The organism is Claveliimonas bilis (assembly GCF_020892095.1).
Lineage (GTDB): Bacteria > Bacillota > Clostridia > Lachnospirales > Lachnospiraceae > Claveliimonas > Claveliimonas bilis.
The window spans coordinates 1828358-1855346 of record NZ_AP024845.1 but is presented as its reverse complement, the minus strand read 5'-3'; the positions used below and the strand labels follow the sequence as shown (position 1 = coordinate 1855346).

The following is a 26989-nucleotide window of genomic DNA, read 5'->3' as shown; positions in this document are numbered from 1 at the left end:
AACAATGAACGGGGAAATTTATAATAATTACGTAGAAATTTTAAGAACAGAACTCATACCTGCTCTTGGATGTACGGAGCCGATCGCTCTTGCCTATGCTTCCGCAAAGGCAGTAGAAGTCCTTGGAGATTTTCCGGAAAGTATAAAGGCTCTGTGCAGCGGTAATATCATCAAGAATGTAAAAGGAGTAAAGGTTCCCAATTCCGGAGGGTTAAAAGGGGTAGAAGCCGCCGTCATCCTGGGAGCGCTGGGCGGAGATGCAGGTCGTAAACTGGAAGTGCTGGAAACCGTTTCTGAAACAGACCGCATAAAGACAAAGGAACTTCTGAAATCTCATTTCTGTACCTGTCTCTTGAAAGAAGGGGTGCCCAACCTTTTCATCGAGATCCAAGCTCTCAAAGGAACAGACAGGTCAGTTGTACGTATAGAAAACAGCCACACCTGCATTACTTTGATCGAACGGAACGGAGAAGTGATCTATCAGGGAGACGCCGATCCTGTGAAAGCACAGGTGGACAAGTCTCTTTTAAACCTAAAAGACATTATTGCTTTTGCGAAAGAAGTAGATCTGGGTGAAGTCCGGGAAGTTCTGGAACGGCAGATTGCGTATAATACAGCCATTTCGGATGAAGGTCTGGAACATGAGTGGGGCGCCGGGATCGGCCGTATGATCCTTGAAGAGTTCGGAGACGACGTCAAATGGAGATCCATTTCGCGGGCTGCCGCCGGATCTGACGCCAGAATGAGCGGCTGCTCCCTTCCTGTTATTATTATCTCAGGTTCCGGCAATCAGGGAATGACCTGTTCCCTTCCTGTGATCGAATACGCGAAGGGCACCGGAAAATCTCAGGAGCAGCTCCTTCGCGCTCTTTGCATTTCCAACCTGGTTGCCCAGGATCAGAAACGTTATATCGGTCCTCTTTCCGCCTACTGTGGCGCTGTCTGTGCGGCTGCCGGAGCAGGGGCAGGCATCACCTATCTGTGCGGCGGTACACAGGAACAAATTGAAAATACAGTGATCAATACCATCGTAAATGTGGGAGGGATCACCTGCGACGGCGCAAAACCAAGCTGTGCCGCTAAAATTTCCTCCTCTCTTCAGGCAGCGTTTCTCGGTCACAAAATGGCAATGAAAGGCATCCGCTTTGAAGCAGGCGAAGGTCTTGCCATGGAAACGGCAGAGGACACCGTAAAGGCCATCGGATATATGGGACGGGAAGGCATGCGTCAGACCGATGTGGAAATCCTGAATCTCATGATCGGAAAAACTGATCTTTCCTGTATTTAAAAATCACAATTACAATGAAGAGAGCAGGTCACCTAAAAACCTGCTCTCTTATATTTTCTGCTTCTTCCGGCACATAGATGCCTTTTACGCAGATGCTTTTTACGGCACGGTTACGGTGCGCACCGCCACCTGTCTGACAAAGTCATAATCGTGCTCCACCAGCAGCATTGTTGGATGATATTTTCTGATCAGTTCTATGATCTGCTGCCGGGAAAAAATATCAATATAGTTCATTGGTTCATCCCAAATATAAAGATGGGCCTGCTCACATAAACTTTTTGCAATAAGAACCTTCTTTTTCTGTCCCATGCTGTAATCTTCCAGTCTTTTTTCAAACTGCATTCTTGAAAAATCCATCTTCCGAAGCAGCGCAAGAAAAGTAGATTCGGGAAGATCATATCTGTCCGCGTATTCCTTTAAGGTTCCTTCCAGTCCTGACGGCGTCTGGGGAACATAGGAAATAATAAGTCCTGCCGCTGTTTCTATTTTCCCTTCCTTCTTCAGCTCATCCCGGCTTTCTTCCTTCTCTTGTCCTTTCAAGCCGGCGTCTTCTTTCCATCCTGTAGCCTCCAGCACTGCCTTTAAAATACTGGATTTCCCGCATCCGTTAGGCCCCTGCAGGAGAATCCGCTCATTCTGGCAGATCTTTAAATCCCATCCTCTGCACACTTCATGGTTCCCATAGGCCAGAGTCACATCTTCCATGGCAACAAGACATTGCTTATGATGGGTGAGAGGATAAAGCTTCAGCTCTTCTGTATGCTCCACATTTTTCAGGAGCTTTTTCTTTTCCTCTGCCGCAGCATTTCTCCGGTTTTCTATACTTTTTGAACGTTTCATCATTTTTGCCGCCTTATGTCCGATCGCTCCCCGGTCAGGGCGCAGTCCCGCTATTTTGCTGCCTGTCTTTGTCCGCTCCACCGCATCTGACCAGCCTTCCGTCCGTCTGGCCGCCTCCTCCAGGCGTCGGATATCCTTTTTCAATTTTTCATTTTCTGCCTGCTGGGAAACGTCTCTTTTCTCTTTCTCTGACTGCCATGTAGAAAAATTCCCACGGGTTATTTCTATATTTTCCGGGTTAATGGCAAGAATGTGATCCACACATCCGTCCAGGAAATGTCTGTCGTGAGACACCAGGATAAATCCCTTTTTTCTCTTTAAATACTGCATGACCTGCTCTCTTGCCCCCATATCCAGATGATTGGTAGGTTCATCGATCAAAAGAAAATGATTATCCCTTGAAAACAGAACTGCCAGCATGACCTTCGTCTGTTCTCCGCCACTCAGCGAATCAAACGGACGGTACAGCACTTCACTGTCCACATCGAGAAAGGACAGTTCCCGGCATATTTTCCAAAGCTCATAGTACGGATCCAGCTCCTTGGCTATCACGATCGTATCCTGCCCTGGATCCGTGATCTCAAAAGGAAAATAATCCATTCCCCCGGCTCCTGTTATGGTTCCTGTATATTCGTATTTTCCCTCTAATATGTGAAGAAGCGTTGTTTTACCCCTTCCATTCCTGCCGGTCAGTCCCAGCTTCCAGTTTGTATCGATCTGGAAGGAGACGTCTTCAAAGACCGGCTCTATCCCTCCCTCATAGCAAAAGGAAAGATGATTTACACTTATCAAAGACATATCCGCATTCCTCCTTTTTCCAGGTGCATGACAGCAGAAAAAATACCGGGAACAAAGTTTCCTGTCAAATAAAAAAAGACACGGAACAATTTCCATGTCTTCCTTCTTTTCCATTTGCCTTTTTATGCTGCGCCGTATCATTCCATACGCAGTTTCTTTTCCGGATTCCAGGATCTTCTTCTCTGCATGCACACACCATTTATCATTGCGATCATTGTGCGCCAAATATGAAATTCATATTTATCTGCAGAAATTCTTCATCCTTTCATCTCCTCTTCTATATCAGATTCATTCCTTTTACATGATCGACTGCATCTTTGCAGCCAACTGCTGTCTCTATTAACCTACCACAGTATCCGGAGCATGTCAATCTGTATTCTTATTCTCTAATTCTTCACTACCCGGCTGTTTCTGTAAACGGACAGAAGAAGTCCTGTGTAAATGTAGGTCACTGTCATATTAGTCCCTCCGATCGTACAAAACGGCATATAACCCTGACCTGACGGCAAAAGCCCCAGATTGCTTCCCAGATACCAGATGATCTGAACCGCAACAAAGCTTACGCATCCCAGCCCTATCAGAAATCCCAGACGATTTTTTTGCCGGAAAACCGCCAGAAAGAGAAAGACAAGAAAAAGGACTGCCAAAACAGTAAGCAGCGTAACCGGAGCCATCCCAAAACGATAAAACAAATAAAGCCACAGAAAATTGCCCCGCACATCAAACCTTGTCCACTCAAGTTCGCTTCCGGTAAGATCCACTCCCGCCTTATCCATTGCCGCAAGACTCTGAACATTTTCACGCACCGTCTGACTGTATTCCATTGGGATGAAATGATTCCCTGTATACCAGGCAAGCAAAAGAGCGCCGACTGCCGTCAAAAGGATAAGCCCCAGTAAAATCCGGATTTGTTTTTTGTCTTTCTTCTGATTTTGTTTTTGGAAAAACCAGCCTTTCCACACTGTCACACAGAGCATTGTCCCGCAGATTCCAAACACAACCGGAGCATATATATGGTTCTGAAACGGAAGCAGAAAAAGAATGCCAATCACAAGCAGCCATCCTGCACTTTTGGCAATTCCTTTTTCTTTGCTTCCCCTGCGGCTCCACAGCATTCCGGCAAAGGCAGGCAGAAGAAGGCAGTCGATCAGCGCTCCATAAGAGTAAATTCCCCCATTGATCCATATTCCCCTGTACCACATCACGTTTACCGCATAAGTGAATACCTCCAGACCAAGAACCGCCAGCCATATCCTGCCCGCATATCTCCCGATCAGGCTGTAATCCATAAAACAAAGCAGGATCATAATTACAAAACCTGCTGCCGAATATCTTACCTGCCTCCAGACTTCTGCCGCTTTATATGCAGAATCGGGCTGCTGATAAGTCATCCACTGAAGAAGCAGCCCAACTGCTGCCAACAGAAACGCAACTGCCAGAAGCTTCCAGTCCATCCTGGGGCGATGGATCTGATTCAGGCTCATTCCGGTTTCTTCCGGATCTCCCATCTGCCGCACCGCTTCCTCCTCCGCTTCTTTTTCAGTCATTCCCTCTGCCATGCAGTCAATCTTCTGATCTTCAATGTGATCCCTAAGTTCCTTTTCGATCATGGGCCACGCCCTTCTGCACCGGATCTGCTCTGAAACTGTCATGAGATAATCATGCATATTCATATACTGCACCTCCCAGTACATTTGCAACTGCACGGGAATACTCCTTCCACTCTTTCGTTTTTTCCTTCAGCTGTTTTTTTCCCTCCTTTGTGATCCGGTAGTACTTTCTCACCTTTCCCCCTATTTCACTTTCATAGGACTCCAACGCCCCTTTTTCTTCCAGAGAATGCAGAAGCGGATACAGGGTACCTGCTTTCAGCTCAAAAACATTTTCAGACCGCTCCCGAAGAGTTTCTATCATTTCATATCCATACATTTCCTTTTCTTCGAGAAGCTTTAAGATCAGCATAGCCGTACTTCCTGATAAAAGACTTTTTTCCACAGCCATAGTTTCCTCCTTGTATAGATTATCGATATATCGGTTATCTATATAATATATAGATGTCCGATATATGTCAAGACAAATTCGTAAAGTTTCATACAAAAGAAAGCCACCCAAACTATAGAAGCAAAATATCCATAGTTTGAGCGGTCCTTCTTTTCTACTCTAAATTCAGGTTATTCTTTTTCCTTACCCCGTCATTCTTCTATAAAAGTCCTCCGATCGACAAAAACAGCGGTGCAAATACCAGTGATACAATGGTCATTAATTTAATTAAAATATTGATGGACGGTCCGGATGTATCTTTAAAAGGATCCCCCACGGTATCTCCAACAACTGCCGCTTTATGGGCATCGCTTCCCTTGCCTCCATGGTTACCGTCCTCGATATACTTTTTCGCATTATCCCAGGCGCCTCCTGCATTGGACATAAATACCGCCATCATCACTCCGGTTACAAGAGATCCTGCCAGCAGACCTCCAAGCGCGTCCGGTCCTAAGACAATACCGATCAAAAGAGGCGCCGCTACTGCCATCACTCCGGGAACCAGCATTTCCTTTAATGCTGCTGTTGTGGAAATCGCTACACAGGACTTGTAATCCGGCCGCTGTGTTCCTTCCATGATTCCCGGCATAGCTGCAAACTGTCTCCGCACTTCCTCGATCATCTGATAGGCAGCCTTGGAGACCGATTCCATCGTCATTGCTGAAAACAGAAACGGAAGCATGCCTCCAATAAAAAGTCCTATGATCACACGGTTATTTAAAAGATCGATCTGTGTCAGCTGGACAGCTTCTGCATAAGATACAAATAAGGCCAGCGCCGTCAGGGCTGCAGAACCGATCGCAAATCCTTTGCCGATGGCTGCCGTCGTATTGCCCACTGCATCCAATTTATCTGTGATCTTCCTTACTTCCGGCTCCAGTCCGGACATTTCTGCAATTCCTCCTGCATTGTCGGCGATCGGTCCATAAGCGTCCACTGCAACGGTAATGGCTGTAGTGGAAAGCATACCTACAGCGGCAAGAGCAATTCCATAAAGACCACTGAACTGATAAGCGGCAAAAATTCCCACACAGATCAGAAGGATCGGTGCTGCCGTCGATTTCATTCCCACGGCAAGGCCGCTGATAATAGTGGTAGCGGAACCCGTTTCCGACTGTGCTGCGATTTCTTTTACTGATTTGTAATCTCCTGATGTATATATTTCAGTGATGATACCGATCACCAGACCAACGATCAATCCGGCTACAATAGAAATCGCTTCATTCATGCCCCCAAACATGAACCAGCTGAATACAAACGCAGCGATCACCACAAAAATACTGGAAACGTATGTACCCATCTTCAACGCCTTATGTGGATTGGAATTTTCATCTCCTCGCACAAAAAAGCTTCCCAGTATAGACGCCAAAAGTCCCAGTCCGGCTATGATCAGCGGATAGGCTGCACCTGCTATCTGATAATAGACAACTCCAAGTGTAAGAGCTGAGATCAATGCTCCTACATAAGATTCAAATAAATCCGCTCCCATGCCGGCAACATCTCCTACATTGTCACCTACATTATCTGCAATGACTGCCGGGTTTCTCGGATCATCCTCCGGGATGCCGGCCTCTACTTTTCCCACCAGGTCAGCTCCCACATCCGCAGCCTTTGTGTAAATGCCTCCGCCCACACGAGCAAACAATGCAATCGAAGAAGCGCCGAGACTGAATCCGGACAGGATCTCTACATTTTCCGTCAATGCATAGATCAGACCCACCCCCAGCACTCCAAATCCAGCCACGCACATCCCCATAACAGCGCCGCCGGAAAATGCAATGGATAAGGCTTTATTCATCCCGCTGTTTCTTGCAGCATTTGCCGTTCTGACATTAGCCCGTGTAGCCACCTGCATTCCGCAGTACCCGGCAAGGGTGGAAAACAAAGCTCCGCAGACAAAGCATACTGCCGTGATCCAGTTGCCGATTCCCAGGCCGATCAGCACAAATAAAATGAGTACAAAAAATACGAGAATCTTGTACTCTGCCATGAGGAAAGCTCTGGCCCCTTCACTGATGGCCGATGCGATTTCCTTCATGCGCTGAGTTCCTTCTTCCTGCCTTGACACCTTTGCTGCCAGATAGGCCGCAAAAATTAATGCCAGAATGCCGAAGAACGGAACCACCTTCAACAATCCTTCCATACAAAATACCTCCGTTCTCTTTTTTCGTACATTCATTCTAACATTAATTTCTATCAATTACTATATTTCTATTGTATTTTCTGTGTTTTTCATTTATACATTTGAATTAGCACATTATTTTTCAGATTCTCCGTAAAGTATTTTAACCAAAACCAGTCCCTGGGGCGGAGCTGTCACTCCCGCTTCCGTCCTTTTTCTCATCTGTAAAATCTGCTCTACCTTCTCCGGTTCATAGAATCCCCGTCCTACACGGATCAGGGTCCCGACAATAATACGCACCATATTATAGAGGAATCCATTGCCTTTAATACGGATGACGATCTCTCTTCCGCCAGGGGAAGAATCTTCCTCTGTCCGCTTTTCCTGTATCAGGATCTGCATATCCTCAATGGTACGGACCGTATCTTCCGTGTTGGTCCGTACATTGCAGAAACTTGCAAAATCATGCTCTCCTACGAGGTAGTCTGCCCCCATCCGCATTTTTTCTATATCCAGGGGAAAAGAAACAAAGGCGGCATAGCAGCGCTTCATCGGGTCAGGCACCGGCCCGTTGTAGATATGATACTCATATATTTTGCTGATATTGTCCTGATATCTCGGATGCCAGTCAGCCGGAACTTCTCTGGAATCTGTGATCACAATATCCTCCGGCAGCTTTTGGTTCAAAGCGTAGGCGAACCGCTGCGGCGGAATCGATGATTCCGTATCAAATACTGCCACATTGCCAAGGGCATGTACGCCGGAATCTGTTCTGCTGGCTCCGATCACTTTGATATCTTCTCCGGTAAGAGCACTGATCTTTTTATTGAGTACCTCTTCCACTGTCAGGCCATTTGGCTGGATCTGCCAGCCACAGTAGTTTGTTCCATCATAGGCGACTGTCAATTTTATTCTTTTCCGCATGTTATCCACATCCTTTTCCACATTTTGGGGATATCTCTTTTTATAAAGGGATGTTTCCAAATCAAAGAAAAACGGAGGCTCTAAAAAACCCCCGTCCCCAGTTTTCCAATACAGAACACTGCCGCAACATAAACGATCACGATAATATAAGCGGCCCGGTCTCTGCCATGATATTTCAGCGGTTTCATTTTTGTACGTCCTTCGCCGCCCCGGTAACACCTTGATTCCATAGCCATGGCAAGGTCATTGGCTCGCCGGAATGCAGACACAAACAGAGGAACCAGTATAGGTATCATACTTTTGGCCCTCTGGATGATATTTCCACTCTCCAGATCTGCGCCTCTTGCAATCTGCGCTTTCATGATCTTATCTGTCTCTTCCAGAAGAATAGGAATGAACCGAAGCGCAATGGACATCATCATAGCAACCTCATGCACCGGAACATGGATCTTATTCAGCGGATGCAGAAGGCTTTCAATCCCGTCTGTCAGCGCATTAGGCGTTGTCGTAAATGTCATAAGGGAAGATCCTGCAATCAGGTATATCAACCGTATCGCCATAAAAACCGCTGTCCGAAGACCTGCTTCCGTTATGGTAAAAATCCAGGCATGAAAAAGTACATCTCCTCCTCTGGTAAGAAAAAGATTGAAAAGCACTGTTATCAGCAAAAGCATAATGATCGGCTTCATGCCTTTCATAATATAGCTGAAAGGAACCTTAGACAAACGGATAATTGTAATCAGAAAGACCGTTGCCACAAGATAGCCCCAAATATTATCAAAAAGGAACAAAGATATCAGATATAAAAGCGTTCCAACCAGTTTCACTCTCGGATCAAGACGATGCAGTACACTCTTGGCCGGATAATATTGTCCTATTGTTATGTCTCGTATCATTCTTTTCTCCCCCGCCTCGCCTGAACTGCCTGCATAATCTCTTCTGCCGCTTCCGCCACTGTCGTTGCCGTCACTTTCACATCAAACCCCTTCTCTTTCAAATCGTGCATGATATAAGTCACCTGGGGCGCTGCCAGACCAATCTGCTCCAATTCCTGATAATGAGAAAAAACCATCTTGGGCCTGTCATTATACAGGACCTGACCTTTATTCATCACGATCAGCCGGTCTGCATATTTTGCAATGTCTTCCATACTGTGGGAGACAAGGATTACTGTCATGTCTCTTTGCTGGTGCAGATACGCGATCTGATCAAGGATCTCATCACGGCCCTTGGGATCCAGCCCCGCTGTCGGCTCATCCAGAACCAACACATTGGGATCCATTGCAAGAACACCTGCAATGGCTGCTCTTCTTTTCTGCCCTCCCGACAGCTCAAAAGGAGAGGATTTATAATATTTTTCCTTTAGTCCTACCAGCTTTAAAGCTTCCCTTGCCTTCTCTTCGCACTCTTCCGGTGAAAATCCCTGGTTTTTGGGACCAAAACATACATCGGACAGAACATCCACTTCAAAAAGCTGATGCTCCGGATACTGAAACACAAGTCCCACCTGGCTCCTAAGCTTCTTCATGTCATAGCCTTCTTTATAGATGTCCTCTCCGTTATAGTAAATCGTTCCGCTGGTTGCCCGGATCAGTCCGTTTAAATGCTGGATCAGTGTCGATTTTCCGGATCCGGTATGACCGATGATCCCTACAAATTCCCCATGAGGAATCTCAAGGCAGATATCTTTAAGCGCCTGTTTTTCGTAAGCAGTTCCGGGACTGTATATATAATTCAGATGTTCTAATTTAATTGACATAGTGCTTCCACCAATTCTTCTTTCTTTAAAATTCCCGCCGGAATATCCAGCCCCTTTTTCCTAAGTTCATCCGCCAGCATGGTAACCTGCGGCACATCCAGGCGGTAATGCTTCAGCATGTCCACCTGTGAGAAAATTTCTTTTGGAGTTCCATTCATCACTACTTTTCCGTGATCCATTACAAAAATCTTATCCGCATATATGACTTCTTCCATATAGTGCGTGATCAGGATTACCGTAACGTTTTTCCGATGACGGAGCGCCCGCACGGTATTTAACACTTCTTTTCTTCCAATCGGATCCAGCATGGCAGTAGGTTCATCCAGCACAACGCATTTTGGTTCCATAGCGATCACACCTGCAATTGCGACTCTCTGCTTCTGTCCGCCGGACAACTTGTTGGGAGAATGATGGCGGTATTCGATCATTCCAACAGCCTTTAAGCTGTCCTCCACACGCTTCCAGATCTCATCTGTGGGAACGCCCAGATTTTCCGGTCCGAATCCCACATCCTCTTCCACCACTGTGCCAATGATCTGATTGTCCGGATTCTGAAATACCATTCCCGCACTTTGACGCACATTCCAGAGTTCTTCCGGATCTTTCGTATCCTTTCCGTCTACCCAGATCGTCCCTCCTGTGGGAACAAGGATCGCATTGATATGTTTTGCCAGTGTTGACTTACCCGAACCGTTGTGACCTAAAATGGCAATAAACTGGCCTTCTTTAATATCCAGATCCACTTCATCGATCGCACGGGAGCTGCCGATCACGTTTCCTTCTTCATCCCGCTTTTCATATTCAAAGACAAGGTCCCTTGTCCTAACCATTTCTTCTGCCATCTTTTTGCCGCTCCCTTTCCGGTCAATTTTACTGTGTCCTATTTTACGTTATTCTTCTATGCCTTCTCCGGTTCCGGATAATCTACGCCCATTGTGTCTACTGTCACCTTTGCCATTCTCTGTACATTAAGAGGTCTGTCACTGTAGTCTGTGTCAGTCTCTGCAATCTTATTTACAATGTCCATTCCCTCTGTGATCTTACCGAACGCCGCATATGCACCGTCCAGGTGAGGTGAAGTTTTGTGCATGATAAAGAACTGGCTTCCTGCAGAGTCCGGATGCATTGCTCTTGCCATGGACAGCACTCCCTCTGTATGCTTCAGATCATTTGCAAAACCATTCTGGCTGAATTCCCCTTTGATATTGTATCCCGGACCGCCCGTTCCGATTCCGTCGGGGCATCCGCCCTGGATCATAAATCCGCTGATCACACGGTGAAAGATCAGACCGTCATAGTATCCTTTCTTCACCAATGAGATAAAGTTATTGACTGTATTAGGAGCAATCTCCGGATACAGCTCTGCTTTCATGATATCTCCGTTTTCCATTTCAATCGTAACGATAGGATTTGCCATATTTTCTTACCTCGTTTCTTTCATCAGATTTCCTGAATATTGTAACATGGGGACAGTGCTTTTTGCAAACTCCTTCATCCCCTATCCTAAAAAGCGGACTCCCTCTTTTCCCCATCTTCAATGGAGTAAAGGATCATCCCTCCTTTTGGCTCTCTCCCGGTTTCCCACAGTTCATCCAGAACAAATGTGGTTGCCTGACCGTAAGTTGCCGCTGTCACCAGCCTTTTCTTCTGATCTCCTTCCATTTTTTCTTCATATCCTACCAGAAGAAACCAGTGCCAGATAAAGTCTCTGAACTGCCCCGTATCTTCGTGGCGCAGCAGAAGATAGGGAATCGGATATCCGGCGTCAATCTGTTTCCTGACCACCGCCCAGGCCTTGTCACAGGAATTTTCCCCTGCAAAAGCCTCCATGCGGATATGTTTTCCCGACTGTTCCACATCCTGAAGATAATCTGTCATCCCGTCTATGTAAAGTTCCAGTTTATCTACGCCGCCTTTTCGTGGTTTCAGATAAGGCTTCATTTTCATACTGAAACTTTTGTAATCTCTCTTTGAAAGGTCATAGGGAGCATAGGGATAAAGATGTTTCATCCCTTTTTCCCGAGCAAAATAGATGCAGCTGTCACATGCTGTAGCAGCGGCGCATCCGCCAATGTGCATCACTACGTTTGTAAACCAGTCCTGGTTCCCTCCGAACTCTCCTTCTATTTCAAAATAATCCAGTTGTTTTTTCATGTCTGACTGCAAACCTCCATCTGCAATATAGCTGATTTCTTCTCTCCATATCAATCCTAAATTTCAATGCTTAATTTTTCCGTCAGAAATCTTTCGGAAATCTTTATAATTTTCCGCCCTATATCTTTAATTCTTTCTTTTACACTATAAGCAGATAAAAAAGAAACGATCATGAAGGGGGTAATGTTATGAAAACTGCTGTAAACCGTATGGAAAACCTGCTTTTATCCATCCGTCCGTCTGCTTCTTTGGAATATCAGAAACACTATTCCTTCCCGTCGCTTGTTCTGATCTTCTTTACCTTTTCCGGTATTGGATGGCTGTGGGAAGTCCTCCTTCATCTTGTGATGGACGGCATGTTCATCAACCGCGGCGTCCTGACCGGTCCGTGGCTGCCGATTTACGGGACCGGTGGAGTCCTGATCCTTCTTGTGCTGAAGAAATGGCAGGACCGTCCGCTCCGTCTTTTCGGCATGACGATGCTGCTGTGCGGCATCATCGAATACTTTTCCGGACTGGCTCTGGAAACTTTATTCCAAGTCCGCTGGTGGAATTATTCGGACATGCTTTTTGAGATCCAGGGAAGAGTCTGCCTGACAGGACTTCTGATCTTCGGCATCGGCGGACTTGCCATCGTATATATCATCGCTCCAAAGCTTGAAGCGATATTTTCCCGCATCCCCCAAAAATACCTCTGCCTTCTCTGCGCGGCTCTTCTTCTTATTTTTGCTGCCGACATTGCCGTATCCTTTCTGCATCCCAATACAGGATTCGGTATTACAACCGCCATCTGACTTTCGACTTTACCGTTGATTTTATCACAGATGTCTTGTCCATGTACAGAGAAAAGAAACTTTAGAGACAGTTATGTCATATGCAGCACTATGAAATGGCCCTTTGTCAACTGATTTTAAAAATTTTCATTTAAAATTCACAGACAAACTGGTATGATGACAGTATAAATCTGTGGAGCAACTTAATAGAGCAAATATTTTATTTTCAATGAGTGGGGAAACATATGAGAAAATTTAATAAAAAAACCATTTTCACAGCTCTGTTGGTTTATCTCTATTCCATCCTTGCCGTTCCTGCCATAAACTTCCGATTAGAACAGAGCATTTCAGATCCCATAAGTCTTGTCGGTTTCCAGGCCATACATGTCATCATCTCATACATATTGTCCGCTCTTGCGATCGTAACCATAGGCCGGGAGAAGAAACGGTCAGAAACACTATTGTGGGAGATCCTTTTGATCGACCTCCCGTCTGTCTGGATGGCAACCCTGGTGATTCAAGTATATCTATTCGCCATGTATGCCGGAGTCTCACTCTTAGAAACGAATGCCATGTTTCTGACCCGCATAGGTGCGTTGATGGCAGGCGCCGAGATTTACCGATATATCAGATATATCAGAGACAGGGAACGGAAAACAAAGTCCGAATGATCCGAAATATAAAACATAAAATTCAGGGGAGACCGCAGCTTTTCGCAAGGTACGATCTCCCCTTCTTATCATCCTATATTTTATCTTACCTGGATCTGCCCCAATATTTCTCCGATGGGGGCAGCAATACTAAGTTCTGCTCCCACTTCTTTTGCAGTAGCGCTCTTATTGATTACCACCAGATGTTTTCCGTGAAAATAGTCGATAAAGCCTGCCGCCGGGTATACTACCAGGGATGTGCCTCCAATGATCAGCGTATCGGCGCTGCTGATAGCCTCTATGCTTCCCCGGATGGTAGAGCCGTCCAGACTTTCCTCATAGAGTACCACATCCGGCTTGATGATCCCGCCGCACTGGCATCTGGGAACTCCCCGGGATTCTTTTACATAGGCTGCGTCATAGAATTTTCCGCATTTCTGGCAGTAATTCCGGTGAACGCTGCCGTGGAGCTCATACACCTTCCGGCTTCCTGCCATCTGATGGAGTCCGTCAATATTCTGGGTGATGACCGCCGCAAGCTTTCCCTTTTCCTCCAGCTCTGCCAGCTTTTTGTGAGCCTGATTCGGCTTCGCCTCAAGACATACCATCTTCTCTTTATAAAAATCATAAAACGCTTCCGTATGACGCACAAAAAAGCTGTGGCTTACAACCTGCTCCGGAGCGTATTTATACTGCTGGTGATAAATACCGTCAGCGCTTCTGAAGTCAGGTATTCCGCTTTCTGTAGACACACCTGCCCCTCCAAAAAATACGATCCTTTCACTGTCATCAATAATTTCCTGCAGCTTTTTTATCTCTTCTTCATACATATTCATCCCTCCCGGAGCCTTATGATTTCTGACTGTACCCCCGGAAAAATTCAGACAATCCGTCCAGGGTTTTCATCAGGACCGGAATCTCATCTTCGCTTAGCTTCGCCAGGATCGCTTCTGTCATCTGGCGATGATAATCTTCGTGGTGCTGATAGGCACGGATACCTTTTTCTGTAAGCTTTACATAGACAACTCGCCGGTCTTTTTCGCTTCTGCTTCTTGAAACATAAGATTTGTTTACAAGGCTGTTCATAGCTGTCGTCAGCGATCCTACCGTAATATTCAGTTTTTTTGCAATGGATGACATATTGTTACCTTCCTCTGGGCCGATCGCTTCTATGACATGCATATCATTGTTGGTGAGATCTTTAAATTCTTCTGTAATGATCGCTTTTTCTTCCAACTCCCAGATTTCGTTGATAAGATTCACCAGGATATCGTTGATCGTTTTGTATGCATCCATGAAAAGCCCTCCTTCCTGTAAACATTTCTCTATTTCTATTATACCGGTTCCGGCAGCAAAGAGGCAATGACTTCTTTCACTGTTTCGATCCTTTTTGCCTTATAGGCATATGCTCCGCAAAAGAGAAGAGCCTGTTCCGTCTCTCCTTTTGCCGCGTTGATCAGTGCGTCTGTGATACAATATGGTATCTCCTTTGGATTACAGGAATGAAGGCACTGATGGCAGGGACTGTGAGGAATTTTTCCTTCCTTTATGACCCTCTCCATAAACGCGTTCCGGATTGCCCTTCCCGGCATTCCCACCGGGCTTTTTACAATGATAATATCCTCTTTTTCCGCTTTTATATAAGCTTCCTTATATCGGATATCCGCATCACATTCTTCTGTGGTTACGAAGCGTGTCGCCACCTGTACGGCGTCTGCTCCCAGCTCAAATGCCCGTTTTACCTGCTCTTTTCCCTCTATTCCGCCTGCAAGGGCTACCGGGATTTTCCGGCCGTATTTTTCTTCAAATTCTCTCACCGCTTCCAGTATATTCCGGATTTCCTCTTCATAGGAATCTTTGCCAAAATGCTCCAGCTGATCTTTGGTAAATCCAAGGTGCCCCCCTGCAAGAGGTCCTTCTATTACCAGAAGATCCGGAATCCTCTGATATTTTCTGTCCCAGTACCTTAAGATAACGCGGGCAGACTTTTCTGTGGAAACAATGGGTGCAAGCAGTACTTTTCTGTCTCTTTTATATTCTGTCTCTGCTTTTTTTGCGATCCTCGGCAGATCCATGGGAAGGCCCGCTCCCGATATGATAAGATCTGCTCCTGCTTTGATCACTTCCCTGACATAGTCCTCATAAAATTTCATAGCCACCATCAGATTGAAGCCGATCACACCATCCGGCGAGATCTTTCGTGCCTTCTCATACTCTGTCGTTATCGCTCTTAGGTTGGCCGCTTTGGGATCCCGGTCAAAATCCGGTTCCCGATATCCAATCTGTGCTGCGGAAATGATTCCGATTCCTCCCTCTTTGGCAACAGCCCCGGCAAGACCGCCAAGGCTGATGCCCACTCCCATTCCTCCCTGGATCACCGGGAGTTTTGCTGTAATCTCTCCCAGCTTTAATGGCTCTATTTTCATATAAATTCTCCTACATACGGCGGAAACGCTGATATCTTCTTTCTGTCAATTCTTCTTCCGGCATTTCCTGATAAACAGTTAAGAACCTCTGAATATCCTGGCAAAGGTTCTCCGTTACCTTCTCTATGTTCATAACCGTATAGTGCTCCGGTTCCGGAATCACCTTTTCTACGATCCCCGCCCGATAAAGATCTCCGGCAGTCAGTTTCATGACTTCTGCCGCTTCTTTTGCCTTGGTACTGTCTTTCCACAATATACTTGCAAATCCTTCCGGAGACAAAATTGAATAAATGGAATTTTCCAGCATCCACACCTCATCGGCGGTAGCCATGGCAAGCGCACCACCGCTTCCGCCTTCGCCGATAATAACAGAAAGTACCGGAACTTTCAAAGCGGACATTTCATAAATGCTTCTTGCAATCGCTTCTCCCTGCCCTCTCTCTTCTGCTTCCAGTCCGCAGAACGCGCCGGGCGTATCTACAAAACAGATGACCGGTCGATGGAATTTCTCTGCCTGTTTCATCAGCCGGAGAGCTTTGCGGTATCCGTCCGGTGAAGGCATTCCGAAATTCCGTTCAATATTCTCTTTCGTATTTGTTCCTTTTGCCTGTGCGATCACTGTTACCGGCTGTCCTTTAAACCTGGCAACGCCTCCAATGATCGCCTTGTCATCTGCAAAATATCTGTCTCCGTGAAATTCCATAAAATCCGTAAATAAAGCACGGATATAGTCTTCGCCTACCGGCCGGTCCTTCATTCTGGAAAGCTGCACTCTCTCCCACGCGCTGATATCCTGGCCGGAAAGCTGTCCTTTTTCCTTCTGGTTTTCAGATTCTTTCAGGGAAGGGCTCTCAACCGCTGCCTTCTCCTTTTTATGAAGTTTAAGGATCTCCGAAAGTACTGATTTCATTTCCTGACGCTCTACGATCCGATCCACAAATCCATGTTCCAAAAGGAACTCGGATCTCTGGAATCCTTTCGGAAGCTTCTGACCGATAGTCTGTTCAATCACCCTCGGCCCTGCAAAACCGATCAATGCTTTCGGTTCAGCCAGGATAACATCTCCCAGCATGGCAAAGCTTGCCGTCACGCCTCCCGTTGTCGGATCTGTCAGTACGGAAATATAGAGAAGGCCTGCATCGCTGTGGCGCTTCAATGCAGCAGATGTCTTAGCCATCTGCATAAGGGATGTGATCCCCTCCTGCATTCTGGCTCCGCCGGAACAGGCGAACAGGATCACAGGCAGCTTTTCTTCTGTCGCTCTTTCTATTGCTCTTGCAACCTTTTCTCCCACTGCCTCTCCCATGCTTGCCATGAAAAAACGACCGTCACATACGCCGATCACAGCGTCGGTCCCCTCAATCTTCGCTTTTCCTGTCACAACTGCTTCCCGAAGATTTGTTTTCTCCTGGACTGCCTTCATTTTTTCCGGATATCCCTTATAATCCATAGGATTTCCGCCGATCAGGTCTTTGTCCCACTCCTCGAATGTTCCCGCATCAGCGATCATTTCAATCCTTCTGTAGGCATGGACGCGAAAATATCCTCCGCACTTCGGACAAATATAATATCCCCGTTTTACATCTTCGGCAATAATAGCGCTTCCGCATTTATTACATTTTCTAAGCAGTCCTTCCGGCACTTCGGGGCGTTTTTCCCGCAATGAAATATAAGATTTTTTCCCAGATGCTGTTCTGGTCTTTTTGAACATATTTTCTAACTTCATTTCTTCGCTCTTTCCAGTTCCTCAATAAATTCAATATCTATATTTCCAGCTATGTAATCCGGGTTGTTCAGAATTTCATACTGGTAGTCTACATTGGTGTCGATTCCCTCAATAATGATCTCGCCGAGAGCGCTCTGCATTTTCCGTATGGCTTCCCCGCGGTTTTTGGCCCACACGATCAGCTTGGCGATCATGGAATCATAGTAAGGCGGGATGGTATAACCGCTGTAAATTGCAGAATCGATGCGTATTCCCTTGCCTCCCGGAAGATAGATATCTGTGATCGTCCCCGGTGAAGGGCGGAAGCCTTTTTCCGGATTTTCAGCATTGATTCGGCACTCGATGGCATGACCGGTAAGTTTTACATCTTCCTGGGTATAGGAAAGCTCCATTCCAGATGCAATGCGGATCTGCTCTTTGATCAGATCAATGCCTGTCACCCATTCCGTAACGGGATGTTCCACCTGTATTCTGGTATTCATTTCCATGAAATAGAAGTTTCCATTTTTTTCCAGAAGAAATTCAATGGTTCCCGCATTGACATATCCTGCTGCCTTCGCAGCCTTTACTGCCGCCTCGCCCATTTGCCGGCGCAGATCTTCTGTAAGGGCCGTGGAGGGAGATTCTTCGATCATCTTCTGATGATTTCTCTGGATGGAGCAGTCTCTCTCTCCAAGATGAATGACATGTCCGTATTCATCCGCCAGAATCTGAAATTCAATGTGACGCGGGTGTTCTACAAAGTGCTCAATGTACATCGTATTATCCCCGAACGCCATCTGCGTTTCCTTCTGTGCTGTCAAAAAGCTGGACTCAAATTCTTCCGGTGTCTGTGCAACGCGCATTCCTTTTCCGCCGCCTCCGAGAGCTGCCTTTACAATAACAGGATACCCTACTTCTTCCGCGACTTTGGCACCGCTTTGCGCATCGTAGATCGGCTCCTTACTTCCCGGAATAACCGGCACGCCGGCCGCCACCATTGTATTTCTTGCTTCCTGCTTATTTCCCAGCTTTGCAATGACTTCGGCTTTCGGGCCGATAAAGGTAATGTTGCACTGCTCGCACAGCTCGGCGAATCTGCTGTTTTCTGAAAGAAATCCAAAACCCGGATGAATGGCGTCGGCTCCGGATATGATCGTCGCGCTGATAATGCGGTCCATGCTTAAATAGCTCTCTGTCGAAGGCGCCGGACCGATACAGACCGCTTCATCTGCAAGCTGCGTATGAAGCGCTTCTTTATCCGCTTCCGAATAGACGGCAACGGTCTCAATCCCCATTTCCCGGCATGCCCGGATAATGCGCACTGCAATCTCGCCGCGGTTGGCGATCAATACTTTTTTTATTTCATGTCTCATCTGTTTCACCTGTTTCCTCTTAACCTACCATGAAGGTCAGCTCCGCGCTGACTACAACCTTCCCGTCCACACTGGCTGTTGCCTCTCCAATTCCCATGGGACCTTTGGCTTTGATAATCTTAGTCTCCAGTCTCACTTTATCTCCGGGAACAATTTTCCCTTTAAATTTACATTTACTGATACCGCCGAAATAAGCGATCTTTCCCTTATTTTCTTCCTTGCTTAAAATTGCAACCGCACCTACCTGTGCAAGGGCCTCTACCGTCAGAACGCCGGGCATAACAGGCTCCTGGGGGAAATGCCCTTTGAAGAAGTCCTCCCGGTATGTGACACATTTGTATCCCACAGCAAACTGTCCCGGTTCATAATCTTCGATGTAATCCACCAAAAGGAACGGATGTCTGTGAGGTATGATCTCTTTGATCTGATTAATATCTAAATGGTTCATATGTCCTCCTTCCGGAACTAGGAAATGCGGAATAAAGGCTGTCCGTACTCAACTCCCTGCCCGTTTTCTACAAGGATCTCCGCAATAGTTCCGTCGTAATCACTCTCAATTTCATTCATCAGCTTCATAGCCTCAACGATTGCAAGTACCTGTCCTTTTTTCACTGTGTCGCCCACAGATACATAGGCCTTTGCATCTTCTGCCGGAGCCGCATAAAATGTTCCTACAAGGGGAGACTTCACGATCTTTCCGCCAAGGTCTGCCGCCTTCACTTCTGTTTCCTGTACTTTATCATCAGCGCTGGTATCCTCCGCTGCTCCTGTACTTTCTCCCGCTGCCGCGGAAGATACAAAGGCTGGCGTGCCGGCTGCAAATTCCATAGCCGGTCCGGAACACTGTGTCGCAATTACAGTGTCTTTTTGCTTTGTCAGATGTATTTTTACCCCTTTTTCTTCATATTTCAGCCCAGTCAGTTCTGAATCAGATACTGCCTGGATCAATGTCAGCAGGTTTTTAAATTCCATGTTTGATATACTCCTTTTACTCTTCGTATTTTTTAATCAGTAAAGTAGCATTGTGTCCGCCAAATCCAAGGGAATTTGTCATGGCGTAATGAATTTCTTTTTCAACCGGCGCTCCTATAGCATAGTTCAGATCGCACTCTTCGTCTGCCTGAACGGTTCCCATAGTCTGATGGATGAAGCCGTCTTCAATGGCCTTTACACAGGTAATAAATTCTACGCCGCCTGCTGCCCCAAGCAGATGACCGATCATAGATTTTGTAGAGTTGATCACTACATCTTTTGCCGCTTCGCCAAAAGCTCTCTTGATGGCTCTTGTCTCAAACAGGTCGTTGTGATGTGTACTTGTTCCGTGAGCGTTAATATATTCAACCTGCTCTGGCGATACGCAGGCTTCCTCCATAGCAAGCTCCATGGCCTTTGCAGCTCCGGCTCCGTCCTCTGCCGGAGAGGTAATATGGTACGCATCCCCTGTAGAGCCGTATCCGACTACTTCCGCATAGATCTTTGCTCCTCTGGCCTTTGCATGCTCCAGCTCTTCCAGAATCACAACTCCGGCTCCTTCTCCCATAACAAATCCATCTCTGTCCTTGTCAAAGGGGCGGGATGCTTTCATTGGATCTTCATTCAGAGAAAGCGCGGTAAGCGCGGTGAATCCTGCCACTCCGGTAGGACAAATCGCACTTTCTGTTCCTCCGGCGATCATAATATCTGCATCATTGTACTGAATTGCCCGGAATGCATCACCAATACAGTTTGTACCGGAAGCACAGGCTGTCACCACATTCGTACATTTTCCTCTGAATCCAAGCTGAATGGAAACATTCCCTGCCGCCATATTGGAGATCATCAGAGGCACCATAAGCGGATTTACTTTGCCAGGTCCCTTTGTGCTGATCTTTTCACAGCTGGATTCCGCCTGCTGCAGACTTCCGATTCCGGATCCGATAATGACGCCGGCGCGGAAAGGATCTTCTTTTTCAATATCAAGTCCTGAATCCTCATAGGCTTCTTTTGACGCGGCAACAGCATACTGTGAAAATGCTTCCATTCTCTTGGCCGCTTTAAAATCCATTCTTTCTTTTGCCACAAAATCTTTGACTTCTGCAGCGATCTTTACTTTATAATCAGAAGTATCAAATTTCGTGATAGGCCCGATTCCTACTTTTCCTTCTTTAATTCCTGCCCAGAAATCTTCTACCGTATTTCCGATCGGAGTCACCGCTCCAAGTCCTGTCACTACTACTCTTCTTTTCATCATATTGCCATTCCTCCGTCTACCTGGATCACCTGTCCTGTAATATAACCTGCAGCGTCTGAAGCAAGGAAGGCTGCTGTCTTTGCAATATCTTCCGGTTTTCCGAATTTCCCAAGGGGGATCTGAGCAACAGACGCTTCTTTTACCGCATCAGACAGTACGTCTGTCATCTCTGTCTCAATGAATCCCGGTGCAATTGCGTTGACTGTAATTCCTCTGGAAGCCAGTTCTCTGGCCGCTGCCTTCGTAAGACCGATCACTCCGGCCTTTGAGGACGCATAGTTTGCCTGTCCTGCATTTCCGCTGATTCCCACAACAGAAGACATATTAATGATACGTCCGCTTCTTTGCTTCAGCATCTGTCTGGAAACAAAACGGATCGTGTTAAATGTTCCCTTTAAATTCACGTCGATCACCCGGTCAAAGTCCTCCTCTGACATCTTCATCAAAAGACCGTCCCTGGTAATCCCTGCATTGTTCACCAGAATATCAATTCTTCCATACTCTTTTACAACATGTTTCAGAAATTCTTCGCATGCGTCAAATTCTGATACATTACACTGATAAATTTCGGCGCTGCCGCCGTTTTTCTCTATCTCCGCCTTTACTTCCTCTGCCCGCTCTTTCGAACCATTGTAATTGATCACCACAAATGCTCCGGAAGCTGCAAGTTCCAGGGCAATTGCCCGTCCGATTCCACGGGAGGCTCCTGTTACTACCGCTACTTTCTGTTCTTCCATTTTCCATTTGGGACGGGGTATTTTGAAAAATATCCCGTCCCTACCTCCTTCGATTTACTTTAAGTTCTCTACCACTTTTTCCACATCGTCCCATGTCCCGATGTTGTATACCTTCACATCGCGGCTGATCTTCCGCATAAATCCGGCAAGTGTCTTTCCCGGACCGATCTCCACAAAAGTGTCCACACCGTCGGCGATCAGGTTCTCCATACTCTGCTGCCATTTTACAGAAGAGCTGACCTGCTTTGCCAGCAGATCTCTTGTCATTCCGATATCGCTGACCTGCTCTGCTGTTACATTTGTCACATACGGCACTTTCAAAGGAGAAAGCTCAACGTCCTTCAGAACTTCAGCCAGTTCTTCCCCTGCTTTTTCCAGCATAGGAGAATGGAACGGACCGCTTACGTTGAGCATAACTGTCCTTTTCGCTCCGGCCTCTTTCAGTTTCTCTGACGCTTCCTCCACTGCCTTTGTCTCTCCGGTAATGACAATCTGTCCCGGGCAGTTGTAATTGGCAATGGAAACACCTGCCATTCCCTCAATGACTTTCTCAATGGTTTCTCCTGTCATACCTATCACTGCCGCCATGGCTCCTTCTCCTGCCGGCACCGTGTTCTGCATCAGCAGACCTCTTTTTCGCACCAGACGGATGGCATCTTCATCTTTCATGCCGCCTGCTGCCGCAATAGCAGAATATTCTCCCAGGCTTAAGCCCGCCGTCACATCCGGATGGATGCCGGCTTCCTCCACAACCTTTGTCATGGCAAGGCATGTGGTTACCAGCGCTGCCTGTGTATATTCTGTTAAATCCAATTTATCGTTCTCATGAAAGCACAGGTCTTTCATGTCAATGTTCATGTTATCTTTCAGTACTTCTGACGCCATATCATATACTGCTTTGGCGGATGTACTGTTTTCGTAAAAATCTGCACCCATTCCACATTTCTGGGCGCCCTGCCCCGGGTAAATAAATGCAATCTTACTCATAAAATCCTGCTCCTTTTATCAGCGCATCTGTTTCCTTCACCAGCTTATCGATCAGCTCCTTACAGGTCATTTTTTCTTTTACCATACCTGCGATCTGACCTGCCATTACACTTCCGTTCTTCACATCACCTTCCACAACGGCCTTGCGAAGTCCTCCAAGTGTCAGAAGCTCCAGCTCTTCAAAGCTTGCCCCGCTGTTTTCCAGTTCCAGATATTTTTTTGTCATGTCGTTTCTAAGCGCACGGACCGGATGTCCTGTCGTACGTCCTGTCACGCGTGAATCAATATCTTTCGCCTTAAGGATACGCTCTTTATAGTTTTCATGTACCTGGGACTCCTCTGTTACAACAAAATGTGTTCCCATCTGTACTCCCTTCGCTCCCAGCATAAATGCAGCGGCAATTCCTCTTCCGTCCGCAATTCCTCCGGCAGCAATCACAGGAATATTCACGGCATCTACTACCTGCGGTACCAGTACCATCGTCGTATTTTCACCAATGTGTCCTCCGGCTTCCGTACCTTCTGCCACAAGAGCATCAGCTCCGCAGCGCTCCATACGTTTTGCCAGTGCAACGGAAGCAACAACCGGTATAACCTTTACTCCCGCTTCCTTCCACATCTTCATGTATTTTTCCGGACTTCCGGCTCCTGTTGTAACAACTTTCACGCCTTCTTCCACAATAACTTTTGCCACGTCATCCGCATGAGGACTCATAAGCATGATATTTACTCCAAAAGGCTTATCGGTCAGTTTCCTTGCCTCCCGGATCTGTTCGCGTACCCAGTCCGCCGGAGCACTTGCAGCTCCAATAAGCCCAAGCCCACCGGCATTTGATACGCCGGCTGCCAAGTGATACTCTGCAACCCAGGCCATTCCTCCCTGAATAATCGGATATTCTATTCCAAGCAATTCGGTTACTTCTGTTTTCATATTGACAACCTCTTTTTCTTCTTTCTCTGTTTTTATTTCTCTTTTTGTTTTTTTACTCGAAATCAACTGCACCTTTACGGGCGCTGATTCTTATTGATGGGATTCGATATATTTTACAACGTCGCCTACTGTTGCAATGTTTTCCAGATCTTCTGTCGGAATCTCTACATCATACTCTTCTTCCAGAGCCATAACCAGTTCAAACAGGTCCAGAGAATCTGCTCCCAGATCATCTTTGAAGGATGATTCCTCTGTAATTGTTCCAGCGTCCACTCCCAATGAGTCAGCGATCATTTCTTTAATTTTTTCTAACATTTTTGTTCTCCTTTTCTTCTACTCTTTCATTTCTTTTATTACATCACTGCTGTAAAACAGTGGTGTTCTCTTGCTTCATTCTGTTATTTATTCCATTCCAGGATAGTTGCCCCCCAGGAAAGTCCCGCTCCGAATCCTGCCAGGATGATCTTCTGACCTTTCTTCAGTCTTCCGCCCCGGCTCATTTCATCCAGAAGGATCGGAATGCTGGCGGAAGAAGTATTTCCATATTCCTGAAGATTCATAGGAAATTTGTCAATGGACACATCCAGTCTTTTGGCTACCGCTTCCACGATCCTTTTATTTGCCTGGTGAAGGATAAAATAATCAATCTCTTCTGCTGTCATATTATTTTTTTCCAAAACCTCTTTGACAGCTTCCGGCACTCTTTTGACGGCAAACTTAAATACAGCCTGTCCGTCCATCTGCATATAAGTCTCTTCCAGCGGAATCTCTTCCCAGTTTCTGTTATGTCTGCTGGTACAGGTCAGCGCCTCTCCCTTAAAACCATCGGAATGAGTGACCGCTCTGTAAAGCTTTCCCTCTGCCGCCTTTACAACTGCAGCTCCCGCACCGTCTCCAAACAGGATACAGGTTCCTCGGTCCTTCCAGTTTGTAAGATTGGATAAACTTTCACTTCCAATGATCAATACGGTTCGGTACATGCCGCTGGCCAGATAGGCAACAGCAGTATTGTAGGCAAAAACAAACCCGGTACATGCCGCACTTAGATCAAAGCAGGTCGCATTTACCGCGCCGATCGCTTTTTGTACCTCGCAGGCCGCGCATGGCAGGATTACATTGGAAGAAATAGTAGACACCAGTATCAGATCCACTTCTTCGGCAGAAACATTTCCATTTTCCAACGCTTTTCTCGCAGCGTCGGCTGCCATGGAAACGGTTGTTTCTTCCTGGATGATATGGCGCTTCACGACTCCTGTCCTCTCGCGGATCCATTCATCATTTGTCTCAACGAGCTGTGCAATATCGTTATTATCCATTGTATGTACAGGTATATATGACCCTGTGCCGCATATTACTCCAGTCATTTTTTGTTTCCTCGTTTCCTCAATTCTTCTGTTACTCAAATATTTTTAATTATGAATATTTTGACTTTCAAAGTATATAGCAGCATATACTCTCTTGTCAAGTACCTGAATTAATTTTGTCCCATCTCTTTCTTTTATAATTTGGCTGCACCGACTAAAAGCATCATCGGCCTCCTCATTTCATCTTTCATCCCCGGGATATCTATCATTGCCGGATCCGGCATGGCTTCCTCCAACGCCTCGATCACAAAACCATTCTCAAGGAGACCTCCCAGGATCTGTGTCAATGTATGATGCTGTTTGATGACATCCTTTCCCAGAAAATTCGTTTTTCTCTCTCCCGGATAAAAATAGTCATCCACCGGCCAATACAATACATTCCCCTTGTCATCTCGGATCCATTCCTGACCTACACTTCCGGTAAATACCGGATGTTCTATATTAAAGAGAAATTTGCCCCCTGGTTTCAGCGTATGGTATACCTTCTGATAAATCCCATTTAAATCCTGAATATAGTGCAGGACAAGATTCGACAAAACGATATCGTATTCATTTGCCGGATAAGAATAGTCTTCTGCCCCGCATACCTGATACTGTATCCTGTTGTCGCTGTTCCTCTTCTGCGCTTCCTCGATCATCCGCCGGCTGGAATCTATCCCCCTTACTTCTGCCGCGCCTTTCCGAACTGCATAGGCACAATGCCATCCATACCCGCATCCGAGATCCAGAACTTTTTTCCCTTTCATTTCCGGAAAAAATCTGCAAAACTGATGCCACTCTCCGGCTCCCTGCAGTCCTTTTTTACTTCTCTCCATCTGTGCGTAAGCCTGGAAAAACCCTTCATCATCATATATATTTTTCATCACACACCTCATTTCTGACGGTCTTTCAATAACCCAAGATCAAGATATCAGTAAAACAAACATGTCCGCAAGCATACAGGAAGCGCTGACAGCCGCCAGCGCTTCTTCTCTTTTACATACAATAATGAAATTATATTTCCGCTGTCATCTTCTCCGCAACTTCCATGCCCTTCAGGCTGGCAGCCACTCCTCCTGCGCCTGTCTCGCGCAAAGTGACATCCATCTTTTCTCCAACTTCCCTCATGGCATCGATTACCTGATCTACCGGAATCTGGCTTTCAATTCCAGCCAGAGCCATGTCCGCTGCTGTCAGCGCGTTTACAGCTCCGCCTACATTTCTCTTCACACAGGGAACCTCGACCAGCCCGGCCACCGGGTCACAGACAAGTCCCATCAGATTTTTCAGCGCCATTGCTGCTGCATGTTCCATCTGCATAATATCGGCTCCCTTTACATGACATATGGCTGCTGCCGCCATGGCAGAACCGGATCCGATCTCCGCCTGACATCCTCCTGCTGCACCTGCCAGAAATGCACGGTTTGCAATGACCTGACCTACGCCGGCCGCTACATACATTGCCTCCACCATCGTTTCCTCTGGCACTTCATTTTCTTTGAAATAAGGGATCAGAACCGCCGGAAGAACACCGCACGCCCCGGCTGTGGGCGCCGCAATGATTCTCTTCATACATGCATTGTTGCATCCCATTTTCAAGGCTACTGTCATGACTTTCGCAATAAAATCTCCGCAAAGAGTATCTCCCTTTTTCTGATATTCCTCCATCTGGCCGCCTTCTTTTCCAACCAGGCCGCTTCTGGATACAAGATCCGGCTCATAAGCGTCCACGTTTTCACACATAATGCGCCACATGCGTGTCATCTCATCCCAGGAATCTTCCGTCGAAGCCCCTCTCTCATTGCAGTCTTCCAATTGTACGGCCTTCCAGAACTCGATTCCTTCCGCTTCACATCTTTTTCTTATTTCATCTATTGACTGATATGACATATTCTTTCTGGCCCTC

Annotated in this window: 28 protein-coding genes; 3 read left to right on the top strand and 25 right to left on the bottom strand. The window is 46.5% G+C overall.

Annotated features, from left to right (window positions below; all coding sequences use genetic code 11):
* The first annotated feature begins 4 nt into the window (after positions 1 to 4).
* Entirely contained in the window at positions 5 to 1288 is a 1284-nt protein-coding gene (locus EUBC25_RS09140) for an L-cysteine desulfidase family protein (RefSeq protein ID WP_230105185.1), read from the top strand.
* 99 nt (positions 1289 to 1387) lie between these two features.
* Here EUBC25_RS09140 and EUBC25_RS09135 read toward each other — a convergent pair whose 3' ends face one another.
* The 10 genes from EUBC25_RS09135 to EUBC25_RS09090 form a co-directional block, all read right to left on the bottom strand.
* Positions 1388 to 2926, bottom strand: coding sequence for an ATP-binding cassette domain-containing protein (locus EUBC25_RS09135; protein ID WP_230105184.1), 1539 nt, complete (start codon positions 2924 to 2926; stop codon positions 1388 to 1390).
* A 386-nt stretch (positions 2927 to 3312) separates the two neighbouring features.
* Complete coding sequence (locus EUBC25_RS09130; RefSeq protein WP_230105183.1) at positions 3313 to 4599, bottom strand: permease prefix domain 1-containing protein; 1287 nt, start codon at positions 4597 to 4599, stop codon at positions 3313 to 3315.
* Positions 4586 to 4927 carry a PadR family transcriptional regulator gene (locus tag EUBC25_RS09125; RefSeq protein WP_230105182.1) on the bottom strand — a complete coding sequence of 114 codons (342 nt, stop codon included), beginning with the start codon at positions 4925 to 4927 and terminating at the stop codon, positions 4586 to 4588. Before EUBC25_RS09125 ends, EUBC25_RS09130 begins: the two co-directional genes overlap by 14 nt.
* Before the next feature lie 199 nt (positions 4928 to 5126).
* A complete protein-coding gene (locus tag EUBC25_RS09120; RefSeq protein ID WP_230105181.1) occupies positions 5127 to 7109 on the bottom strand; it encodes a sodium-translocating pyrophosphatase in 1983 nt (660 codons plus the stop codon).
* Positions 7110 to 7223: 114 nt separating this feature from the next.
* Positions 7224 to 8012 carry a tRNA pseudouridine(38-40) synthase TruA gene (truA, locus tag EUBC25_RS09115; protein ID WP_230105180.1) on the bottom strand — a complete coding sequence of 263 codons (789 nt, stop codon included), beginning with the start codon at positions 8010 to 8012 and terminating at the stop codon, positions 7224 to 7226.
* 80 nt (positions 8013 to 8092) lie between these two features.
* Complete coding sequence (locus EUBC25_RS09110) at positions 8093 to 8908, bottom strand: energy-coupling factor transporter transmembrane component T family protein (protein ID WP_230105179.1); 816 nt, start codon at positions 8906 to 8908, stop codon at positions 8093 to 8095.
* On the bottom strand, positions 8905 to 9771 hold the full coding sequence (locus tag EUBC25_RS09105) for an energy-coupling factor transporter ATPase (protein WP_230105178.1): 867 nt from the start codon (positions 9769 to 9771) through the stop codon (positions 8905 to 8907). Before EUBC25_RS09105 ends, EUBC25_RS09110 begins: the two co-directional genes overlap by 4 nt.
* The gene (locus tag EUBC25_RS09100; protein WP_230105177.1) at positions 9756 to 10613 is read right to left on the bottom strand and encodes an energy-coupling factor transporter ATPase; all 858 of its coding nucleotides are present in this window, start codon (positions 10611 to 10613) and stop codon (positions 9756 to 9758) included. Before EUBC25_RS09100 ends, EUBC25_RS09105 begins: the two co-directional genes overlap by 16 nt.
* Before the next feature lie 56 nt (positions 10614 to 10669).
* Positions 10670 to 11188, bottom strand: coding sequence for a peptidylprolyl isomerase (locus EUBC25_RS09095; protein ID WP_230105176.1), 519 nt, complete (start codon positions 11186 to 11188; stop codon positions 10670 to 10672).
* Between the two features lie 86 nt (positions 11189 to 11274).
* Positions 11275 to 11925: a hypothetical protein gene (locus EUBC25_RS09090; protein WP_230105175.1), complete on the bottom strand. Its 651-nt coding sequence runs from the start codon at positions 11923 to 11925 to the stop codon at positions 11275 to 11277.
* Positions 11926 to 12113: 188 nt separating this feature from the next.
* Here EUBC25_RS09090 and EUBC25_RS09085 point away from each other — a divergent pair, with 188 nt between their 5' ends.
* Both EUBC25_RS09085 and EUBC25_RS09080 read left to right on the top strand, forming a co-directional pair.
* Positions 12114 to 12719: a putative ABC transporter permease gene (locus EUBC25_RS09085; protein WP_230105174.1), complete on the top strand. Its 606-nt coding sequence runs from the start codon at positions 12114 to 12116 to the stop codon at positions 12717 to 12719.
* Positions 12720 to 12943: 224 nt separating this feature from the next.
* Positions 12944 to 13369 (top strand): hypothetical protein, encoded by a 426-nt coding sequence (locus EUBC25_RS09080; RefSeq protein ID WP_230105173.1) that lies wholly within the window; start codon positions 12944 to 12946, stop codon positions 13367 to 13369.
* A gap of 80 nt (positions 13370 to 13449) precedes the next feature.
* On the opposite strand, the gene EUBC25_RS09075 is transcribed toward EUBC25_RS09080, so the two are convergent.
* The 15 genes from EUBC25_RS09075 to sdaAA all read right to left on the bottom strand — a co-directional run bounded on the left by EUBC25_RS09075 (position 13450) and on the right by sdaAA (position 26973).
* Positions 13450 to 14178, bottom strand: coding sequence for an NAD-dependent protein deacylase (locus EUBC25_RS09075; protein WP_230105172.1), 729 nt, complete (start codon positions 14176 to 14178; stop codon positions 13450 to 13452).
* Between the two features lie 19 nt (positions 14179 to 14197).
* Positions 14198 to 14644 carry a MarR family winged helix-turn-helix transcriptional regulator gene (locus EUBC25_RS09070; protein WP_230105171.1) on the bottom strand — a complete coding sequence of 149 codons (447 nt, stop codon included), beginning with the start codon at positions 14642 to 14644 and terminating at the stop codon, positions 14198 to 14200.
* Between the two features lie 38 nt (positions 14645 to 14682).
* Positions 14683 to 15774: an NAD(P)H-dependent flavin oxidoreductase gene (locus EUBC25_RS09065; RefSeq protein ID WP_230105170.1), complete on the bottom strand. Its 1092-nt coding sequence runs from the start codon at positions 15772 to 15774 to the stop codon at positions 14683 to 14685.
* Between the two features lie 10 nt (positions 15775 to 15784).
* Complete coding sequence (locus EUBC25_RS09060; RefSeq protein ID WP_230105169.1) at positions 15785 to 17500, bottom strand: acetyl-CoA carboxylase carboxyltransferase subunit alpha; 1716 nt, start codon at positions 17498 to 17500, stop codon at positions 15785 to 15787.
* Positions 17497 to 18855, bottom strand: a complete 1359-nt coding sequence (locus EUBC25_RS09055) for an acetyl-CoA carboxylase biotin carboxylase subunit (RefSeq protein ID WP_230107586.1) — start codon at positions 18853 to 18855, stop codon at positions 17497 to 17499. Before EUBC25_RS09055 ends, EUBC25_RS09060 begins: the two co-directional genes overlap by 4 nt.
* 19 nt (positions 18856 to 18874) lie before the next feature.
* Positions 18875 to 19303: a 3-hydroxyacyl-ACP dehydratase FabZ gene (gene fabZ, locus EUBC25_RS09050; protein WP_230105168.1), complete on the bottom strand. Its 429-nt coding sequence runs from the start codon at positions 19301 to 19303 to the stop codon at positions 18875 to 18877.
* 17 nt (positions 19304 to 19320) lie between these two features.
* Entirely contained in the window at positions 19321 to 19827 is a 507-nt protein-coding gene (accB, locus tag EUBC25_RS09045; RefSeq protein WP_230105167.1) for an acetyl-CoA carboxylase biotin carboxyl carrier protein, read from the bottom strand.
* A 16-nt stretch (positions 19828 to 19843) separates the two neighbouring features.
* Positions 19844 to 21082, bottom strand: coding sequence for a beta-ketoacyl-ACP synthase II (gene fabF / locus EUBC25_RS09040; RefSeq protein ID WP_230107585.1), 1239 nt, complete (start codon positions 21080 to 21082; stop codon positions 19844 to 19846).
* Entirely contained in the window at positions 21082 to 21822 is a 741-nt protein-coding gene (gene fabG / locus EUBC25_RS09035) for a 3-oxoacyl-[acyl-carrier-protein] reductase (RefSeq protein WP_230105166.1), read from the bottom strand. Before fabG ends, fabF begins: the two co-directional genes overlap by 1 nt.
* Positions 21823 to 21876: 54 nt before the next feature.
* Complete coding sequence (gene fabD, locus EUBC25_RS09030; protein ID WP_230105165.1) at positions 21877 to 22809, bottom strand: ACP S-malonyltransferase; 933 nt, start codon at positions 22807 to 22809, stop codon at positions 21877 to 21879.
* Positions 22802 to 23740 (bottom strand): enoyl-[acyl-carrier-protein] reductase FabK, encoded by a 939-nt coding sequence (gene fabK / locus EUBC25_RS09025; RefSeq protein WP_230105164.1) that lies wholly within the window; start codon positions 23738 to 23740, stop codon positions 22802 to 22804. Before fabK ends, fabD begins: the two co-directional genes overlap by 8 nt.
* A gap of 90 nt (positions 23741 to 23830) precedes the next feature.
* On the bottom strand, positions 23831 to 24055 hold the full coding sequence (gene acpP, locus EUBC25_RS09020; protein WP_230105163.1) for an acyl carrier protein: 225 nt from the start codon (positions 24053 to 24055) through the stop codon (positions 23831 to 23833).
* Between the two features lie 83 nt (positions 24056 to 24138).
* On the bottom strand, positions 24139 to 25104 hold the full coding sequence (locus tag EUBC25_RS09015) for a beta-ketoacyl-ACP synthase III (protein WP_230105162.1): 966 nt from the start codon (positions 25102 to 25104) through the stop codon (positions 24139 to 24141).
* 134 nt (positions 25105 to 25238) lie between these two features.
* Complete coding sequence (locus EUBC25_RS09010; protein ID WP_230105161.1) at positions 25239 to 25967, bottom strand: class I SAM-dependent methyltransferase; 729 nt, start codon at positions 25965 to 25967, stop codon at positions 25239 to 25241.
* 130 nt (positions 25968 to 26097) lie between these two features.
* Positions 26098 to 26973 carry an L-serine ammonia-lyase, iron-sulfur-dependent, subunit alpha gene (sdaAA, locus tag EUBC25_RS09005; RefSeq protein WP_230105160.1) on the bottom strand — a complete coding sequence of 292 codons (876 nt, stop codon included), beginning with the start codon at positions 26971 to 26973 and terminating at the stop codon, positions 26098 to 26100.
* Between the last annotated feature and the right edge of the window lie 16 nt (positions 26974 to 26989).